We start from the raw sequence: 19,396 nt of genomic DNA on the forward strand, positions 1-19,396 counted from the left end.
AGTTAGATGTCAATTTAGTAAATTTGACCATTCAGGATCGGACGCATCACCAGGGGTTTTGATTTCTCGCTCGTTATGACCAGTTAAATCAATTGCATAGATTCTATTTTTGCCAGAAGATTTTCCGTTTGATGGCCAACCTTTAGCAAACATAATAACCCGTCCATTAGGCGACCAACAAGGGCTTTCGACTAAATAACCACTTGCTATTACTCTTTCACTATTTTTATCATCTTGCGGATATGGCTTCATAACACCGATATTAAAAGTTTTACCTTCTGAACTTCTAATAATTTTAGTAAATGCTATATAATCCCCTCGAGGCGACCAGCTGGGAGCCATATAAGAAACACCACCAAAGCTAATACGTTGGACATTGCTACCATCAGAATTCATTATATACAGTTGAGGAACACCATTTCTATCAGAATTAAAAACAATTCTACGTCCGTCCGGTGAGTAGCTCGGGGAAGTATTAATGCCAAAACCATCAGTCAGTTTATGAAGCCTTTTTGTTGCAAGGTCAATCTCATAAATATGAGTTGAGCCGTTCTTAGCTATAGACATTACAGCTTTTTTACCATCAGGGGCAAATCTTGGTGCAAAGGATATTCCAGCAAAATCGCCAACTATACTTTCTTTGCCTGTTTTTAAATCCTTTTCATAAACAAGAGTTCGTCTTTTAGTAGCATAGGAAACATAAAAAATCTTATCTGCTGAACCAGAAAATCTTGGCGTCAGAACTAACGATTTACCATCGGTAATATATCGATTATTAGCCCCATCATAATCCATTAAAGCAATTCTTTTTACCTTTTTTAAATCAGGACCGCTTTCAGCTACATATATTATCTTACTATCAAAATAACCATTATCACCTGTGATTTTTTCATAAATTTTATCAGCAATTTTATGGGCTGCTCTTCGCCATAAATTTTCAGGTAGTTCAAGTACTTCACCGCCGAGCTGTTTTTCAAGCAATGTATCCCATAATATAAAACTAATTCTAAGCTTACCATTTTCAAGCTTTTTTACTGCCCCGTTAACCAGTAAACTAGCATTAATTTGACGCCATGCAGCAAAAAGCGGTTTATATCCAATACCAGTTTTTTCTTCTATAAAAGAAGCCGAAGAAATAGGACGAAACAACCCACAAAGTTTTAGATCATTAGATATAACTTTCACTATTTCATGACCTACTGTATTATCTGAAGCAGAATCAGCCTCAAAATTATTCACCGCTATCGGAGTGGGGTCAGCCGTTCCATATTCAATATTGATTGTCTCAATAGCATAGCTATTAACACTAAAAAATAGTAAAACAAAATATATAATGTTTTTCACTAAATTACTCCTTTGTGTGGTGGCGTCACCTCGTGGCTAGGATTGCCTGCGTGGATCGAAAAACGCCCTAAGGTAGTCATCCCGTGATTTATTCACGGGATGACAGGGGAAAATGATCCACGCAGGCAATGCCAGCAACTAGATGACAGATTACAACTTACCTGGATTAAAGGTAAACTTAAACTCTTTCCAATGATTAAATCTTGCAGGGTCAAGGTTTTCGATAGGGCTTGCTTTCCATACTGCCCTAACTGCACTATTTGCTAATGCTTCGCAAATACTACTTGGAATACCAGGGCAAATTTTTTCTACAACTTTTGCCTGTTCTACATTACCTGCTTTATCTAAAACAATTTGAATAAATATTATTAGATTCTTATTACCCCTAGCACCTGCCGGAATGTTGCTCCAATTTCTTTCAATTTGACGCTTTATTGATGAACTTTCATTATCTGAAAGAGGTAATCCTTCTGAATAAACTCCCTTAGCTTCTTTCTTTTCTTCAGTTTTTTTTACTTCTTCTACCTGTTTTTTTTCTTCTTCTTTAGGCTTTTCTTCTTTTATTTCCTCTTTTTTCTCAGGTAGTGCTTCCTTTACTTCTTCTGGTTTTTTTTCCTCTATCGGCTTTTTTTCTTCTATTTTTGGCTTTGATTCTACCGGTTTAGTTTCAGGTTCTTTTGCTTTTTCCTCTTTAGGTAAATCTTTAGGCTTCTCTTCTTTAGGTTTAGTCTGCTCTGATTTTTTAGCATCTTCGTTCTCTATCGGAGCTTCTTTTTGCTTCGTTTGCGTTATGATATTAGCTTTTTCACTAATAGGCAACATTTCAAAAGTTATGGTTTGTTCTTCTGGTAATTTTTCAAAAAGAGATGGCATACCAAATAGAAAAAAATATAAAAGAAGTAAGTGCAGTGCAATAGAGCAGCTAAGGAAAACTGTGAAATTATCCTTATTGTTTATATCGTTACTTTTCATTATTTTTAATATTTGAAATAAGAGCTACACGAGAAAATCCGGCTGCATGAATTTCTGATACTACTTCTACCACTTCACCATAAGAAACGTTTTTATCACCTCTCACAAAAATCCTAGTATCTTTTTTCTCTTTAGTGATATTTACAAGCTTATCAGTTAAATGCTTTCTTTCAATAGGTGTTTCAAGCAATAAAACTTCCCCTTTATTATTAATAGTAACAACTAAAGGCTCATCTTGTCCTGAAATTGGGCTTGAATTTGTTTCAGGTAAGTCGACATTTACACCTGAAACTAACATTGGGGAAGTGATCATAAAAATAATTAGTAACACAAGCATTACATCGACAAGCGGCGTAACGTTGATTTCACTAACTACATCTCTTTTACTTTTTCTATTACTTCCAGCAAGCTTAATAGCCATTACATTTTCTCCTGATCTATTGCCTTAGAAAGTATGGAGTTTAACTCGCTAATAAAATCTTCCATTTTATTATTGATCAGAGTAATACGGGAAATAAGATAATTATAAAAAATTACAGCAGGAATAGCTGCAAATAAGCCTATTGCGGTTGCAAGTAACGCTTCAGCAATACCAGGGGCTACTACAGCAAGCGAGGTATTTTTAGAAGTAGCGATCGACTGGAAACTATGCATAATTCCCCAAACAGTACCAAATAGCCCAATAAAAGGACTACTAGAGCCGACAGTTGCTAAAAAGCTTAAGTTCTTCTCAAGTTTTTCGATTTCTCTGTTTTGAGCAAGATACATAGTATTTGTAATACGCTCTTTATGATTATTTTTTAATAGCTCAGGAAGTCCCTTAGTATTTATACTTTTACACTCATCCATAGCTGAGACGAATATTAAAGCTAGCGGATTATTAACTGACCTTTTTATGCTATCATATAGCTGCTCTAAAACACCACCTGACCAAAAAGTATTTTCAAATGCTCGCATTTTTCGTTGCACTTGCATTAGCTTAAATACTTTATCCAGAATGATAGCCCACGACCAAATAGAAGCGATAAGCAGCATTAGCATAACTGACTTACCGATAATATCAGATGAACTTATTAAAGAAAAAATCGATAAATGATCTTGTACAGCGACTTCTAAACCATCGCTAATATTAGTATCTGCACTCATAATTTCCTTGATAAATTATAGACGAAGTTTTATTTGGAAAAGAGCAAGGAGTTTCATATTTTTTGACCGCAGCTTATACTTAATACGTGAGGATTAAAAAATATGAAACAACGCCGCCAATTTTTCAAATAAAACGAGTATATTAAATAATATATCGTTATTTTAATTTTGTCATTAGGTATGTAGAAAATTTTGAGTTTCTAGAGGACCAAGACATAAAAATATTGTACAAATTAGAAATTGGATTTATAATTTGTACAATAATTAATATTAGCAAATTTATATTATGTTTGATCGTGATATAACCGATTATATAAAATATTCGGCAAAGTATTATCCGATGGTTACTGTTACAGGTCCACGCCAATCTGGTAAAACTACTTTAGTAAAAATGATTTTTTCAGATAAACCCTATGTCTCACTTGAGGATATAGATATAAGAGAGTTTGCCCAAAATGATCCTAGAGGTTTTTTATCTACTTATAGTCAAGGTGCAATCATTGATGAAGTACAATACTGCCCTAATTTATTTTCATATATACAAACGAAAGTAGATAATGATCAAATTGCTGGACAGTTTATTTTAACAGGTTCATAGAATTTTTTATTGCTTGAAAGCATCTCACAATCCTTAGCGGGTAGAGCGGCACCGTCAAGTTAAGTAAATTAGTGTCACAAAGTACTATATTTTTAGATTTCAGACAGCAAGAAGTCTTTGAGTAGCTTCATCCCAAATGGATTTAGCGGACGCAAATGCAATTCTTTGCTCAGATGCTGTTTTAGTATATCTTCCAACATTTACAGCAAATATATTTCTGACTTTTCCCATCAGTGATAATGTACATTGTGCTGAATTAGGATGCTTAAATTTAATCAGTATCTTCTCTTTTCTCCTAGTTGGCTGATGGGCATTCTCAATCCGATTATTTAGTCTTTTATCGGTACGATGCTTAGTCCTAGGACACATATACCTAACTGGTTTAATGTAGCTTTTTAGCTTATCAGTCACAATAACCCTTGGACATGGATAATTACCCAATAATCTTGATAAAAAGCGAATAGCTGATTTCTTGTTACGACGCTTCTGCAGTAATACTTCTAATTCATGTCCCTCAGAGTCAACAGCTCTCCATAATATGAATACTTCACCTTTGATCTTGATATTCATCTCATCCAAATGCCATTTATCAGTTGGCTTTCGCTCTCTCTTACTAATAACATCTTGAAAATAAACTACAAACTTATAACACCAAAACCTTACAGTCTCATGACTTAATATAATACCTCGATAAGCCATCTGCTCTTGAACATCTCGGTAACTATTATTAAAGCGATGATATAACCATACTGTATGGCTAATAATGCTTGCTGGAAAACGATGTCTATTCGGGGCTTGAGTAATATGCATAGCGGTAAAATCTAGGATAAATTGTTACTGCTATTCTATAAATCATTCCCTGTAATTGCTCAATACTTAATTTATACCTCCCTTAACTTGACGGTGCCTTTTTTTCTTGTAAATAGGGTAAACATCAAGTAAAACACGTAATTTTGAGAGGTTATTTCTGTCGATTGCTTTAAAAGAATTATCTATTGCACTACAATAAGATAAAGTAGCGGTAATATCTTTTTTCTTATTTAGGTCGTTGTCATATTTAACCAAGCTTTCTACAGCTTTTCTTCTATCAGCATTTGCTATCCATTCTTCTTTTTTCTGGAATAGCTTAATATATGAATATATATCCATCTGATCTAATGTAGCCTGCTCGGTTAACTTACCAAGTACAATATCATCATTAGGCAATAACAACATTTGGCTTTCATCTTTAGCAAATTTCGTTGCTGATTCCGTTAGTTCTGTATTAACGATATTATCTTGCTTCTTAACAACTACATTTGAAGAACTTACTGGAGTGCTTGTATTTTGTGGTTGTACCTGTTTTTGATTAGCTGGAGCTGAATTGTTAGCAGCATTAGTATTATTAGAACCTTGATTCTGATTTGCAGATAACACTTCAACAGGCTTTAATGGAGTATTCCAATCTTGTTTTTTCGGCAAATTTACATCGGCGGTAAATGTTTCTTTCGAATTATCAGTTTTGGCTGAAGAATCGGTTGTATTTGGCATTGTTGCAGGCGGAACTACAGGCTGTACCGCCGGTATAGGCGTATTACTAGGTGCAGTTGGTGCTGTCGGTTGATTAACTGTAGGTACAGGCATATTAGGCGTAGATGGTGTTGCCGGTACAGGTGCAGGAGTCGTTACTGGCGGTGTTACTACGTCACTTGCTGTAGGCTGATTAACTACAGGAACAGGAGTAGCTGGCATTACTGTTGGTGCAGGTGCTACCACTTGAGGAGGGAGTGGTGCAGTTACATTATCTTGCTGTTCATTCGCCTCTGGTGGAGGAGTAAGCTTTATATATTGATGCGTAGGTGGCAGAGCAATAGGTTGATATACTTGTGTACGTGGTGCAGGCGGTACTACATAGCTACCTGGACGAAGAGGTGGATTAGATATAAGAGATCCAGCTACTTTAAGTTCCGGCTGTGCTTCTTCATTATTTGCAGTATTAGGCAAAGGCGTACTATTTGCTTCTTTCTCACTAGAAGATGCCACATCTTTTGTATCATCATGAGAAGCTAAATTCGTATTAGTTTGATAAGTCTGATTGCTTGCACTAGGCAGTGTTGCACTACCCATATCTATAAAAGGCTCAGATGCTTCTTTCTCATTATTCGTATCATTATGTGAAGCTAAATTTGCATTAGTTTGATGAGTCTGATTGCTTGCACTAGGTAATGTTGCATTACCCATGTCTATAAAAGGCTCAGATGCTTCTTTCTCATTATTCGTATCATTATGTGAAGCTAAATTTGCATTAGTTTGATGAGTTTGATTATTTGCACTAGGCAATTGTACTTCGTTTTTGTTAGATTCTTGTGAAACTAATTTATCACTTGGCTTATCTTGTTGTGCTTGCGGGTTAGGCAATGGAGCTTTTTTTGGCGATTTATGAAAAAACTGTTTAATCCTATCGAAAATGGACATAGATGATCCAGAGTCAGAAGTAGGTTGCTCATCTTTGCTTTTTATATCAGAATTTTGTGATGGCATAGGTAATGGCGGCGGTGCAGCAGCATAGCTTTGCAACGTGACTAGGGATAGACTTATAAAAAATAATATTCTGCATAATTTATTTAACATATATTTCCCTATTAAATAGTTATTTGAGTTTATCATCTTGTAGGAACTTTAGCTGCGTGGCTCAATTTTTCGGTCATTGCGAGGATCGGAAAATGCCCTAAGGTAGTCATCTAGTTGCTTGACCACGATATCCAGAAAATAATAAAAAATACTAATTTTATTAGTATTTTTTAGCTGGATCCCGTGAATAAATCACGGGATGACAGGGGATAATGATCAACACAACAAAGCCTCCTCGCAATGACGCTTAACCTAACATCCTCTACTTCCTACTATTTTGTACTAATTTTTTTATTTCACTCTCTACTAATTCTTTTACAAGCGAAGGTAGGTTTTTATCAAGCCATGTTTTAAGTTCCGGCTTTAGCATTTCGATTACTAATTCTTCAAGAGCATTTTTAGATGAAACATTATTATCTAAATTCTTATCTTTAATAGTTGAGGTGAAATCTTTTAAAATATCATTTACTTTTTCAGCAGATTTAGTTGATATTAGCTCCTTTTCATCTTGGTCTATTATTTCTGTTAACTCAAGTATATCTTCGTCCTCACTGCTTAAATTTTTACGCTCGTTAATTACTCCTTTAACAGATTTTAGAATGTCTTCTATCGACATATCTTGGCTTTTCTTGCTTTCCTTACTCACTTAGAAACCTATAAACATTTTCTTTTTAATAGTCTTAAATTCCTCTTCAGGACTGAAGTATTTTACCTTAAGCTTTAAACTTTGAGCAGTTAACTCACCAGTTAATGATTTCATTTGATATGCAGTAAGTATAGAAGCTTTATAAGCATCAACACGTGTTATTTTTGCATCATAGAGCTTTTCTTCAGCACTTAAAACATCTAACATTGTTTTAGAACCTACTATTTCCTCTTGTACTGTACCATCATAAGATATCTGAGCTGCCGCTACTCCTTGATCTGCTGCAATAATACGAGATTTTGCTGCTTCAAACCCTTCCCATATACTTATAACATAAGCCTGCACTTGTCTTATTGCACCATCAAGCTGTATCGCACTATTTCGTGTTTGATTTTTAGCTGATCTAATTTTTGAATATTGAGCTCCTCCATTTGGATAAATAGGAACATTAACAGATAACGTAGTAGTAACACTTCTAGTATTTATTTGTTGAGTATTTAAATTTTGTGGGTTGTAATTAGTTTTACCAGATTGTAATTGCACACTTACTTGCGGTAATAATCTTCCCTTTTCTACTAACTCTTGTGCCTTTGCTGAAGTTACGCTATGTCTTGCTGAATCAATCTCAGGATTTAGATTAACAGCTCTTTTTGTTAGCTCATCTAATGAATTTGGCAATCCTTGAGGTAAAATAGGCATAGCTATGTCAGTAGGTTCTATACCAAACACTCTAATAAAGTTTGCTTTTTTTGCTTGGAAATCAGCATAAGCGGTTAGCTTATTCGTTTCTGCTGCTGCAAGCCCTGCTCTTGCAGTTGCTATATCTATCTCAGTTGCTTCACCAAGCCTTAATTTTTCTTCTACAGTGTTTACTTGTTGGATATTAGTACGAACTCTACTTTCTGAAATATCATATTTCTCTTTACTTTCAAAATAATCAAGATAAGCACCGATTAAGTCTAATAATACTTTTTGCTCACTAGAATAATATTGACCACGTGATGCTCTAAAAGTTGCTTGTGCAGATCTAAGAGCAGCAACATCTGAACCACCATTAAATAAAGATTGTTGAATTGTTAATGCTCCTTGATTATTGTCTATTTCTGGCGGGTTACCATCTAATTGAGCATATCTTTTATTAGTATATTTGGTTTTACTATTATTTCTGTTAATACTCAACGATGCACTAGGCATAAAACCTGAAAAAGCTTGAGGAAACTGCTCAATAGAATTTAAAAATTTAACTCTTGCAGTTTTCAGATCATTGTTATTTTTATACCCTTCTGTTAAAGCTTCTTGCAAATCTATTGCAATAACGGGAGAAGTTAGTAATAATGAGAAAATAAATATAGTTAACTTACGCATAAATTTTTTAAATGAGTTGGTAATATGGTAGTAAGATTAGTTTAATCTTTCAAGAATATAGCTATTTTTAAGTTAGATAATATAATACTATGTAACAATGTTAGCACGTAATATAACAAAAATTAATTCTAAGGGCAATGATAACTATTTTATATTTCATTTTTCTACACAAAGCGTTACAATTAATTAACAATTGATAATAAATAACATATATGCCTAAAACTCTAATAGATTTTTCTCAGTTTGTTGGTTTAAGTAAAGAACAAGAAACAGAGTTATTAAACCTTTTAAAAAGACTAAATAGTTTTCCTGGTTCTTTAAAAACTAATATAAAAGATTTAGAAGCTAATATTCTTAGTATTTTAAAAAGCTCCTTGAAAGAATTAGCACAAACTAAAAATTTAGATTTAGAGAAGATAGAAAAACTTTTTAACAAAACAGTAAAAACATCTCTTAGTGAATTATCAAAAGCTTTAGATAAAACGTATCAAGATCAGTTAAAGACAAAAGATATTTCTATTTGACGGAATTATCGTAGAAAAATGTTTAAGTGTTTTAGAACAAGTTCTAAAATTTCAAAAAGAATTAGATGAAGTTTATCCTGGTGCTTCTAAGAAAATTATAACATCATTAGAAAATATATTAATTACTGTAATTGCAACTCAACTACCTATTCTTTCAACATTTATAAAAGCAAGCGGTATACTTGAAAAAGTCAATAATCTCATCGATCACGAAAAACTATTGCCAAAAATAACAAAATGGCATAGCGATATTAAAAAGATGCAACAAGAAATAAGTGATAATAAAAACCTTAAGGATGTTTATAAAAAAGCTGAACAAGTTGCCGAAATTTCAGAAATATCCAAAGATCCTGTTAAGAAAATTATTGAAATTTCAAAAGTTTCAGAAATATCAAAAGAATCTATTGAGAAAGTAATTAAAGTAGCAAAAAATCCTAATAATGAATCATCGTTAGATTACGTGATAGAAGCTAACAAAGCTATACCGCAAACTACTAAAGAGGTAGAAGAAAAAATATCAAAAATAAAAAGTGATGTAGAAAAAGCACTTCCTGAAGAGATAAAAGATGAAAAATTGCATTCCATCAAAAATACTATTAGTGATAGATTAAATAGTACAAAAACAGAATTATTAAAAGCAGCAAACCCTGAAACTACTTTTGTTGATAAAATAACTTCTTTATTTAAAGCAGCAGAAGCAGCTACCAAAATTGCAAGTGATGTGAAAAAAATAGCAGGAGTAATACCAGGGGGACAAAAATTAGAAAGCGTTATAAGCGGGATAATAACAACTAATCTAATACCTAAGCCGATTTTAACAATAGCTAAATTAGCTCCTGAGGTAGAAGAGTTAGTTAAAGTAGGTAAGGCAATAATTACAGTGCTTTCCAAATCACAAAACTTAAATCAAACACAAGGCAGGTCAAAAAGTGCTTAATACTCATATTTTAATTGCTATAGGATGTTTAGTAGTATTAGTAATATACTTAATATATAAAACAGCATCACGTAAAAAAAATATTACGGCTTCTGGAGAAAATAATTCTGAGGAAACTTTTGCTCTTAATAACAAAAATCAGGATAATAAAAAACTCACCTTACAAGAACGAATAGAATTATCTTGGAAATTTCTTTATGATATTACAGAGACTATTCTCAATAAATTTACTAAAGATGATATAACTTTAGTGAATAAATGTGGTCGTGTTTTACTTGAAAACGGAGCACGCTATGAACATATAGTTGATCTGGCAATCCCTCGTGCCAAATCTCATACTCAATCTGTAGAGCAAGAGCAAGCTAAAGGCAAAAAAACTTTAGGGGTGTAATTTTTCTACCTTGAAAAAAGCATATACTCGACGTATAAACTACTCTATCCACTTTTCATTTATTAGCGATATACAATCCTTGTAAATATTTTTTTAAAAGATATTATTAGAAAGTTATAGTAAAAATAATTGCAATTAATGAGCAAATTAAAACAAGGAACATTTATCACTTTTGAGGGAGGGGAAGGAATTGGCAAATCTACCCAATGTCAAATGTTATATGAATATCTAAAATCCCAAAATATTCCCGTAATTCTAACCCGTGAAGTTGGTGGAACTAGCGTAGCAGAAAAGATGCGTGAGATTCTAGTACACACCGATCTACTGCCGATGTCTGAACTACTGCAAGCTATGGCAGCACGTTATGACCATATGGTAAAAAAAATTATACCGGCTTTACAGGCAGGGAAAATAGTAATATGCGACCGATTTATCGACTCAACAGCCTGCTATCAAGGATTAGAGCTAGAAAACGGTATAGAACTCGTATATAATCTGCACAAAGACTTAATGCCGCCTCTTATGCCGGACATTACCTTTTTTATTGATGTAGAATCTTCTATTGCCATTGAGCGGGTAAATTCACGAAATATGAGCAATAAATTTGACGTAAGAGGTCTAGATTTTTACAATAAAATTTATGATTGCTTTAAGGAATTAAGCAAAAAATTTCCTGAGAGAATAGTAACAATTAAGGCTTCTGATCTTAATCCTACGCAAGTACACGAATTAATAAAAAAACACTTAAATTTGATATGACTAATACCTACTATATTACCACTCCCATATATTATGTTAATGATGTCCCACATATTGGGCATGCTTATACCAGCGTTGCAAGTGATGTAATCGCTCGTTTTATGCGTCTTAACGGTCGTGAAGTTATGTTTTTAACCGGCACTGATGAACATGGGCAAAAAGTAGAAAAAGCTGCTATTGATAAAAATATTGATCCGCAAAAATTTACTGATCAGACATCTCAAAGTTTTCGTCATCTTATGACTGCCATGCATATTTCAAATGATGATTTTATAAGAACAACGGAAGAAAGGCATAAAGAAGCAGTAGCTATATTTTGGCAGAAATTACTAGATAATGGTTCTATCTATGAGGGGTTTTATGAGGGGTGGTATGCCGTTCGTGATGAAGCTTTTTATGATGAATCAGAACTAACAGCGGACAAATTAGCCCCAACCGGTGCAACTGTGGAATGGGTTAAAGAGCCTAGCTATTTCTTTAATCTCTCAAAATGGCAAGATAAATTGCTTGAGTTTTATGAAGCAAACTCTGATTTTATCAGACCTATATCAAGACGTAACGAAGTAATCAGCTTTGTTAAATCAGGTCTAAAGGATTTGTCCGTATCACGCACCACTTTTAACTGGGGTATTAAAGTCCCAAACGATAATAAGCACGTGATTTATGTGTGGTTTGATGCACTTGCTAATTACATCTCAGCCCTTGGCTATCCTGATCAAAATAGCAATTACGGCAAGTTTTGGCCAGCCAATTTACAGGTAGTCGGTAAAGATATTCTACGTTTCCATGCCGTTTATTGGCCAGCTTTCTTAATGGCTGCTGAAATTCCGCTGCCTAAGACAATTATGGCACATGGCTGGTGGACTAATGAGGGGCAGAAAATTTCTAAATCACTTGGTAATACTATTGATCCGATTAAGCTGATAGAGGAGTTTGGTGTTGATCAGGTTAGATATTTTTTAATGCGTGAGATAACATTTGGAGCGGATGGTAACTTTGCCCGCAGCAATCTAATTACCCGTATTAATAGCGAATTATCTAATAAGATCGGTAATTTATTGCAACGTACTACTTCTTTTGTTTATAAAAATAATGATGGTAAAGTGCCGGCAATCACGCAAGATGCAATTAATAAAATATATGAATTACCACTTTTAAAAACAGCAATTAATTCTGCTAAACAGAATATTCTGCTAATGGAAAAAACCGAGATTAATAAGATTCTTGATAATATTATTAATTTAGCCGAAGAAGCAAATATTTATATTGATAGCGAAGCTCCTTGGAATTTGAAAAAAACAGACCCTGAGAAAATGCTAGAGGTATTATATGCTCTGCTAGAAACTTTGCGTTATATCGCCGTAATACTTCAGGCTTTTATGCCAAGTTCTGCCAGTAAAATGCTTGATCAGCTAGGGGTGAAGACAGAAGAGCGTTTATTTAAGCATTTATCGCTTGAGTTTGCTTTAACACCAGCTAGCAATATTCTAGAACCGGTTATAGTATTTCCAAGATTTGAGTAATTGTTACTAAATTGTCATTGCGAGGAGCAAAGCGACGAAGCATCTCAGAAGTTTATCTTAATGTGATTGCCACGTTCCTTACAGTTGCGGCGTTATTACATGACTCGAAAAATGCCCTCGGTGTCATTCCCGCGTAGGCGGGAATCCAGCATAAAGCAAGAAAAATCGAGCTTTTAGCTCTAAAAATGGCACCGTCAAGTTAAGTAAATTAGTGTCACAAAGTACTATATTTTTAGATTTCAGACAGCAAGAAGTCTTTGAGTAGCTTCATCCCAAATGGATTTAGCGGACGCAAATGCAATTCTTTGCTCAGATGCTGTTTTAGTATATCTTCCAACATTTACAGCAAATATATTTCTGACTTTTCCCATCAGTGATAATGTACATTGTGCTGAATTAGGATGCTTAAATTTAATCAGTATCTTCTCTTTTCTCCTAGTTGGCTGATGGGCATTCTCAATCCGATTATTTAGTCTTTTATCGGTACGATGCTTAGTCCTAGGACACATATACCTAACTGGTTTAATGTAGCTTTTTAGCTTATCAGTCACAATAACCCTTGGACATGGATAATTACCCAATAATCTTGATAAAAAGCGAATAGCTGATTTCTTGTTACGACGCTTCTGCAGTAATACTTCTAATTCATGTCCCTCAGAGTCAACAGCTCTCCATAATATGAATACTTCACCTTTGATTTTGATATTCATCTCATCCAAATGCCATTTATCAGTTGGCTTTCGCTCTCTCTTACTAATAACATCTTGAAAATAAACTACAAACTTATAACACCAAAACCTTACAGTCTCATGACTTAATATAATACCTCGATAAGCCATCTGCTCTTGAACATCTCGGTAACTATTATTAAAGCGATGATATAACCATACTGTATGGCTAATAATGCTTGCTGGAAAACGATGTCTATTCGGGGCTTGAGTAATATGCATAGCGGTAAAATCTAGGATAAATTGTTACTGCTATTCTATAAATCATTCCCTGTAATTGCTCAATACTTAATTTATACCTCCCTTAACTTGACGGTGCCTCGGGGGGTTATAAATTGCGGGTTTTACTTGCTCAAAGTCTGTTTAATAATCCTGATATTTTATTATTAGATGAGCCGACAAATCATTTGGATATTGTTTCAATTTATTGGCTTGAGAATTATTTAAAAAATTCTTTTAAAGGAATATTAATTTTTATTTCCCATGATTTAGCTTTTTTAAATAACGTTGCAACGGATATTTTAATATAGATTATGGAGAAATAAAATCATATACGGGTAATTATGATAATTTTGTACAAGAAAAAGCAATAATAGCTGAACAAAAACTAAGTGAGCGAAATTTTTTAGAGAAAAAAATAGAAAATATGCAAGCTTGGGTGGATAAATTTAGAGCAGGTACAAGAGCAAGGCAAAGTAGCTCACGAGAAAAGCAGTTAGAAAAGATACAAGTGCCGGATTTGCAAAAAACTTCACGAATTAGTCCGTTATTTAGATTTTTGCAGCTAAGACCTTCAGGGAAGTTAGTATTAAAAATTGATTAGATAACTAAGAGCTTTGAAGATAAACAAATATTAAATAAAGTGGGTTTTAGCATATCACGAGGCGAGAAAATTATCATTATTGGTGCAAATGGTATCGGCAAATCTACTTTATTAAAAATTTTGATGAATAAAATAGAAGCTGATCAAGGTAGTTATGAATGGGGATATGAAGCACAAATATCTTATTTTACTCAAGATCATCATGAATTACTTAATGAAAATATTAGCATTCTTGACTGGCTTAAAAATTATGCTGAAAAAGAAACAGAGAACACTATAAGAAATATATTGGGGCAGGTATTATTTCGTAGTGATGAAGTAAATAAGAATATTCTAAATTTAAGTGGTGGAGAGGGGGCAAGATTATTACTTGCTAAAATGATACTAGAGAAAAGCAATATTTTGGTCCTTGATGAGCCAACAAACCATCTTGATTTAGAATCACGAGAAGCACTTAAAAAAGCCTTGGTTGATTTTGAGGGTACAGTAATATTAGTTACTCACGATCGTGATTTCGCAAGTTTAGCAACTAGAATTATCGCTCTTTCTCATAAAAGAAATATTATCGATTTTAAAGGTAAATATAAAGAATATGTTGAAAAATACGGCAATGATTATCTAAAAATCTGATAATAAAAAATATATATTTAATTCATTAGCACATTCTTATATAGTCATAAGCCAGTATATAAATAATTTTACTTGGTATGGATTTTCAAGAGTTTAAGCATAAATATGGTTATGATGCTGCTACTAAAATGATGCAGCAATATTTGGATATTAAATTTGCTCACCTAGATTGCTTATTGCTTTTTAGAATGGGTGATTTTTATGAAATGTTTTATGAAGATGCCGTGCTTGCTAGCGGCGTACTCGGTATTGCTCTAACTAAGAGGGGTAAGAATGGTGATGAAGCAGTCCCGATGTGCGGCGTACCTTACCATGCTCTTGAGAATTACCTAACTAAATTAATCGAAGAAAATTATAAGGTCGCTATTTGCGATCAACTCGAAACTCCAGAAGAAGCAAAGAATAGAGGCGGTTATAAGGCAGTAGTTAATAGAAATGTTACCCGTATTATAACACCTGGCACAGTGATTGAGGAAAACCTAATTACCACTGCTGAGCCGAATTATCTAGCAAGTCTTGTTGTGCCGAAAAACAAAGATACGGCAGCACTTTGTTATGCTGATCTTTCTACTTCCACGATTTTTGTGGTTAATGTTCCTGAGCTTGAAATTCTTAATGAACTTGCCCGCCTTAAGCCTCGTGAAATTCTGCTTAGCGAGCATTTAAGATCGTCCGACCTTGCTAGTAATATTTCCAAGCAACTAAATTTCCGCATCACTTACCAAGTCGATAGCTTTTTTGCTGCTAATAAGTGTGAAAAAATTATTCTAGATTTTTATAAAATGCAAGATATTAAAGGGGTAGGGGAAATATCTAGCAGTCAAATTTGTGCGATAGGTAGTATTTTGGAATATCTTACCCTAACGCAAAAAGAGAATATCCCCAATTTACCAAAGCCAAAGATTATCGATTTTCATAGCTACATGACAATTGATTTTTCAACAAGACGTAATCTTGAGATTGTTACAAATTCATGCGGAGGGAATAAAGGAAGCTTGCTTAGCACCCTTAACCACACTGTTACTAAACAAGGTGGGCGGTTGTTATATAACTTCTTATCAAGTCCGTTAACTGATACTCATAAAATAAATCAGCGTTTAAATATAACGGAGTTTTTCCATTCTAATCTAGATATAACTGCAAAAGTCCGTGAGCTACTTAAGAAAACCAGCGATATAGAGTGTTGTTTAACCCGTATTACTATGAATAGAGGTTCGGGGCGTGATTTGCTTAGTATTAAATATACGCTAGAGATAGCTAACTCTATAAAAGAAATATTCTTTGATAATTATGGTTTTGAGCTACCAAGTTTTATTGAAAAAATTGTTAAACCCTTAATAAGAAATGATGAGCTATATAATTTAATAGAAGAAAGCATATGCGAAGATGCCCCAAATAATTTAAATGATGGTGGTGTTATAAAACACTCATACCATCCGAAAGTATTACAGTTGCATGATCTGATTAATAACGGCAAATTACATATTGAGAAACTAAAAGATCAGTATAAAAGAGAAACAGGGATAGATAGTTTAAAAATATCTCATAATAATGTGATAGGGCTGTTTATCGATATTACCGCTAAAAATGCTAATAAGATTAATGATCCTAAATTTATTCATCGTCAAACGACTGTTAATAGCGTGCGTTATACTACGGCTGAGTTACAAAAACTAGAAAGCGATCTAGTTAATGCTAAAACCTTAGTAGTAAGTTTGGAAAAAGAGTTATACGAAGATATATGCAAGCGGGTAACGAAGCAATCCGATTATTTACGGATTCTTGCCAGTTCTTTAAGCGGCATTGATGTATTTTGTAACTTTGCTTATATTGCAAGTGAAAATGATTATGTCAGACCGGAGTTTACCGATGATTTAAGCTTTGATATCGTTAAAGGGCGTCATCCGGTAGTCGAAGAAGCTTTGAATAAAGAGAGAAAAAGCTTTGTGCATAATGATTGTCATTTATCGGAAGCAGAGCGTATTTGGCTAATTACTGGTCCTAATATGGCAGGTAAAAGTACTTTTCTGCGTCAAAACGCCATTATCGCAATCATTGCTCAAATAGGTTCATTCGTGCCTGCTAAAAGTGCTAGAATAGAGATGGTGGATAAGATATTTAGCAGAATCGGGGCAGCTGACGACCTGATTAAAGGACAATCGACTTTTATGGCAGAGATGCTAGAGACATCGGCGATCCTTGCACAATCTACTAAAAACTCGTTGATTATACTAGATGAGGTAGGGCGTGGAACTTCTACTTATGATGGCGTATCTATTGCTTGGTCGGTGCTTGAATATATCCATGATAAATTGAAATGTCGCTGCTTATTTGCAACTCACTATCATGAGCTAACTATTATGGATAATTTTCTGCCAGCTATGCAAAATTACACTATTGCTATTGAGGAATCAGGCAAAGATATTTTATTTTTACATAATATTATAGCAGGTGCAGCTGATAGATCATATGGCATTCATGTTGCAGCCTTAGCAGGGCTTCCTGCAAGTGTTATTAATAGAGCCGAGCAGATTCTGCTCAAATTTGAAAAAAATGCAGCAGGTAAAGGAAAGAATATTTTATCGACAGAGTCAAATAATTTGAATTTATTTGCTCTTGAGCCTCCTAAACAGATGCAGAATTCTAAACTTGAAGAAAAATTTAAAACCATAGATCCCGATAAACTCTCGCCTAAAGAAGCTCTTGAGTTGATTTATGAACTGAAAAAATCGTTTTAAAAATAAATGCAATATATTAATAATTTTCTAATTTAACTGTTGCAATTTATTCCATTATTTCTTATATTCAAAGTCGCTTAAATAAAAAGCACAAGGGTGTTTTAATATTAATAATGAATTTTATCCCCTTAAATTCAAATATTAAAATGCCCACAGCTAATTATTCTATATTTAAGCGGGTGTAGCTCAGGGGTAGAGCGCTACCTTGCCAAGGTCGAAGTCGAGGGTTCGAATCCCTTCACCCGCTCCAATAATTTTCTTCCAAATTTCTGCTTTTAGTTAAAATAATATTTTTGTTAAATCAATAGGATTGGTGACAACGTAACGCCATAGCTTATCTACGCCTTTAGTGATACCGATGCGTGTAGTGGTAGAATAGGGGAGCTTTAGGTTAATGTCACTGACAAAAAATTCGTTGTTATTGATTAGGTCAATTTTATTATGAGAGATGTTAATTCCTAGATATCTACATAACTTGCCTGGTCCATCTACCTTTGATACTTCAAGATTTGGTACGTCAAATTTCGGGATTCGCCTGTGCTCACGTATTAATATACGCTCCGCAGGCTCACCACTTATTTGACTTCCAACTTTTGAAGTATCTGCAGTATATAAATCATTAGTAGAAATAATATATGCTCCTCTAATTAAAGTAGCAGCAGGAAAGCCGTCAGTTTCGGTTACGAAGTTTAGACAATAATACATGCCGTAAATCAGATAAACATAGCTAAAACCAGCCGGACCAAACATTATATCAGTTCTTTTTGTACGACCTCTTGCAGCATGACAAGCCAGATCGTCCTGACCTATATAGCTTTCAGTCTCAGTAATAATAGCTGTTTTGCCTTGAAAATATAAAACCTTACCCAGCAGCTCCTGACTTACTATATTAGTATCTCTTGCGAAAAATTTCCGACTAAGAGGGATTAGTTTACTATTCATTCTGATTTATTTGGCACAGGATCATATCCGCCATCACAAAGTGGCTGGCATTTGATTATTCTTTTAACAGCAAGCCATAATCCTTTTATATTGCCGTGCGAGATTATAGCATCTTTAGCATACTCTGAACAAGTAGGGTAAAAGCAGCAATTATTACCTAGCATCGGGGAGATGAAGTATTGGTAGAATTTGAGTAACAATAATAATATACTAGTCATTTTGTAACTTATCTATAATTGCTTCCATCTTTTCCGGCGTTAAATCTTCATAATAATCGTCATTAATTTGCACTACGGGAGCGTTAACGCATGCTCCTAAACATTCAATTTCAATTAAACTAAATTTCTGATCTTTTGTAACTTCTTTATCTTTTATGCCAAGTTTTTCCTTACAAGTTTTCATTATATCATCGCTACCACGTAGCCAACAAGGGGTAGTAGTGCACACTTGGATATGATTCTTACCGACAGGCGTAAGGTTAAACATAGTGTAAAAAGTTGCCACCTCATAAACTCGCATATACGGCATTTCTAGCATATTCGCCACATACTCAATAGCAGGAACAGGCAACCAGCCACCATTTTGACGTTGAGCTAAATCAAGAAGTGGTAATATAGCACTTCTTTTGCCCTCGGTGGGATATTTTTTTATGATATCCTCCGCTAGACTTAAATTTTTCTTATCAAAACTAAAATTTGTAATTTTTGTATTCATATGTTC

The 19,396-nt window shown here is 34.0% G+C and carries 21 protein-coding genes, 1 tRNA gene and 1 pseudogene; 11 read left to right on the forward strand and 12 right to left on the reverse strand.

Features of this window, described 5'->3' with window-relative positions; all coding sequences use genetic code 11:
- Window positions 1-9: 9 nt before the first annotated feature.
- The 4 genes from tolB to tolQ all read right to left on the reverse strand — a co-directional run bounded on the left by tolB (window position 10) and on the right by tolQ (window position 3,462).
- Entirely contained in the window at window positions 10-1,344 is a 1,335-nt protein-coding gene (gene tolB, locus BA173_RS04810; protein WP_068041984.1) for a Tol-Pal system beta propeller repeat protein TolB, read from the reverse strand.
- A gap of 150 nt (window positions 1,345-1,494) precedes the next feature.
- On the reverse strand, window positions 1,495-2,316 hold the full coding sequence (locus BA173_RS04815) for an energy transducer TonB (protein ID WP_068041981.1): 822 nt from the start codon (window positions 2,314-2,316) through the stop codon (window positions 1,495-1,497).
- Window positions 2,306-2,737, reverse strand: coding sequence for a protein TolR (gene tolR / locus BA173_RS04820; protein WP_016947771.1), 432 nt, complete (start codon window positions 2,735-2,737; stop codon window positions 2,306-2,308). Before tolR ends, BA173_RS04815 begins: the two co-directional genes overlap by 11 nt.
- Window positions 2,737-3,462, reverse strand: a complete 726-nt coding sequence (gene tolQ / locus BA173_RS04825) for a protein TolQ (RefSeq protein ID WP_016947770.1) — start codon at window positions 3,460-3,462, stop codon at window positions 2,737-2,739. The genes tolR and tolQ overlap by 1 nt, the downstream gene beginning before the upstream one ends.
- Before the next feature lie 286 nt (window positions 3,463-3,748).
- On the opposite strand from tolQ, the gene BA173_RS04830 reads away from it, so the two are divergent.
- Complete coding sequence (locus tag BA173_RS04830; RefSeq protein ID WP_016947935.1) at window positions 3,749-4,060, forward strand: AAA family ATPase; 312 nt, start codon at window positions 3,749-3,751, stop codon at window positions 4,058-4,060.
- Window positions 4,061-4,159: 99 nt separating this feature from the next.
- On the opposite strand, the gene BA173_RS04835 is transcribed toward BA173_RS04830, so the two are convergent.
- From BA173_RS04835 to BA173_RS04850, 4 genes are all read right to left on the reverse strand, one after another.
- Window positions 4,160-4,870, reverse strand: a complete 711-nt coding sequence (locus tag BA173_RS04835; protein WP_095568243.1) for an IS6 family transposase — start codon at window positions 4,868-4,870, stop codon at window positions 4,160-4,162.
- A 66-nt stretch (window positions 4,871-4,936) separates the two neighbouring features.
- Entirely contained in the window at window positions 4,937-6,670 is a 1,734-nt protein-coding gene (locus BA173_RS04840) for a hypothetical protein (RefSeq protein ID WP_232505909.1), read from the reverse strand.
- Window positions 6,671-6,932: 262 nt separating this feature from the next.
- Complete coding sequence (locus BA173_RS04845; protein ID WP_016947736.1) at window positions 6,933-7,316, reverse strand: DUF2497 domain-containing protein; 384 nt, start codon at window positions 7,314-7,316, stop codon at window positions 6,933-6,935.
- Window positions 7,317-8,681, reverse strand: a complete 1,365-nt coding sequence (locus tag BA173_RS04850) for a TolC family outer membrane protein (protein WP_016947737.1) — start codon at window positions 8,679-8,681, stop codon at window positions 7,317-7,319.
- 212 nt (window positions 8,682-8,893) lie between these two features.
- On the opposite strand from BA173_RS04850, the pseudogene BA173_RS08540 reads away from it, so the two are divergent.
- The 4 genes and pseudogenes from BA173_RS08540 to metG all read left to right on the forward strand — a co-directional run bounded on the left by BA173_RS08540 (window position 8,894) and on the right by metG (window position 12,815).
- Window positions 8,894-10,142, forward strand: a pseudogene (locus tag BA173_RS08540) (hypothetical protein).
- The gene (locus BA173_RS04860) at window positions 10,135-10,533 is read left to right on the forward strand and encodes a DUF2660 domain-containing protein (RefSeq protein WP_016947675.1); all 399 of its coding nucleotides are present in this window, start codon (window positions 10,135-10,137) and stop codon (window positions 10,531-10,533) included. The pseudogene BA173_RS08540 and the gene BA173_RS04860 overlap by 8 nt, the downstream one beginning before the upstream one ends.
- A gap of 138 nt (window positions 10,534-10,671) precedes the next feature.
- Complete coding sequence (gene tmk / locus BA173_RS04865; protein WP_016947674.1) at window positions 10,672-11,292, forward strand: dTMP kinase; 621 nt, start codon at window positions 10,672-10,674, stop codon at window positions 11,290-11,292.
- Complete coding sequence (gene metG / locus BA173_RS04870) at window positions 11,289-12,815, forward strand: methionine--tRNA ligase (RefSeq protein WP_016947673.1); 1,527 nt, start codon at window positions 11,289-11,291, stop codon at window positions 12,813-12,815. Before tmk ends, metG begins: the two co-directional genes overlap by 4 nt.
- Before the next feature lie 239 nt (window positions 12,816-13,054).
- On the opposite strand, the gene BA173_RS04875 is transcribed toward metG, so the two are convergent.
- Window positions 13,055-13,765: an IS6 family transposase gene (locus tag BA173_RS04875; protein ID WP_095568243.1), complete on the reverse strand. Its 711-nt coding sequence runs from the start codon at window positions 13,763-13,765 to the stop codon at window positions 13,055-13,057.
- Between the two features lie 21 nt (window positions 13,766-13,786).
- Here BA173_RS04875 and BA173_RS07895 point away from each other — a divergent pair, with 21 nt between their 5' ends.
- The 6 genes from BA173_RS07895 to BA173_RS04890 all read left to right on the forward strand — a co-directional run bounded on the left by BA173_RS07895 (window position 13,787) and on the right by BA173_RS04890 (window position 17,984).
- Window positions 13,787-13,933, forward strand: a complete 147-nt coding sequence (locus BA173_RS07895) for a hypothetical protein (protein WP_157738083.1) — start codon at window positions 13,787-13,789, stop codon at window positions 13,931-13,933.
- Window positions 13,879-14,073: a hypothetical protein gene (locus BA173_RS08545; protein ID WP_020372510.1), complete on the forward strand. Its 195-nt coding sequence runs from the start codon at window positions 13,879-13,881 to the stop codon at window positions 14,071-14,073. The genes BA173_RS07895 and BA173_RS08545 overlap by 55 nt, the downstream gene beginning before the upstream one ends.
- Window positions 14,074-14,084: 11 nt before the next feature.
- Window positions 14,085-14,366 (forward strand): hypothetical protein, encoded by a 282-nt coding sequence (locus tag BA173_RS08550; protein ID WP_232505994.1) that lies wholly within the window; start codon window positions 14,085-14,087, stop codon window positions 14,364-14,366.
- A gap of 39 nt (window positions 14,367-14,405) precedes the next feature.
- A complete protein-coding gene (locus BA173_RS08555) occupies window positions 14,406-14,996 on the forward strand; it encodes an ATP-binding cassette domain-containing protein (protein ID WP_020372508.1) in 591 nt (196 codons plus the stop codon).
- A gap of 77 nt (window positions 14,997-15,073) precedes the next feature.
- Entirely contained in the window at window positions 15,074-17,734 is a 2,661-nt protein-coding gene (gene mutS, locus BA173_RS04885) for a DNA mismatch repair protein MutS (protein WP_068041781.1), read from the forward strand.
- A 175-nt stretch (window positions 17,735-17,909) separates the two neighbouring features.
- Window positions 17,910-17,984, forward strand: a tRNA-Gly gene (locus tag BA173_RS04890).
- Window positions 17,985-18,013: 29 nt separating this feature from the next.
- Here the strand turns inward: BA173_RS04890 and BA173_RS04895 are convergent.
- The 3 genes from BA173_RS04895 to nuoE are packed head-to-tail and all read right to left on the reverse strand — an operon-like array spanning window position 18,014 to window position 19,390.
- Complete coding sequence (locus BA173_RS04895; protein WP_016947854.1) at window positions 18,014-18,676, reverse strand: DNA-3-methyladenine glycosylase; 663 nt, start codon at window positions 18,674-18,676, stop codon at window positions 18,014-18,016.
- On the reverse strand, window positions 18,673-18,894 hold the full coding sequence (gene yidD / locus BA173_RS04900) for a membrane protein insertion efficiency factor YidD (protein ID WP_068041779.1): 222 nt from the start codon (window positions 18,892-18,894) through the stop codon (window positions 18,673-18,675). Before yidD ends, BA173_RS04895 begins: the two co-directional genes overlap by 4 nt.
- Window positions 18,887-19,390 carry an NADH-quinone oxidoreductase subunit NuoE gene (gene nuoE / locus BA173_RS04905; protein ID WP_068041776.1) on the reverse strand — a complete coding sequence of 168 codons (504 nt, stop codon included), beginning with the start codon at window positions 19,388-19,390 and terminating at the stop codon, window positions 18,887-18,889. Before nuoE ends, yidD begins: the two co-directional genes overlap by 8 nt.
- Window positions 19,391-19,396: the final 6 nt, after the last annotated feature.

Origin of the sequence: Rickettsia sp. MEAM1 (Bemisia tabaci) (assembly GCF_002285905.1) — a bacterium.
Taxonomy (GTDB): domain Bacteria; phylum Pseudomonadota; class Alphaproteobacteria; order Rickettsiales; family Rickettsiaceae; genus Rickettsia.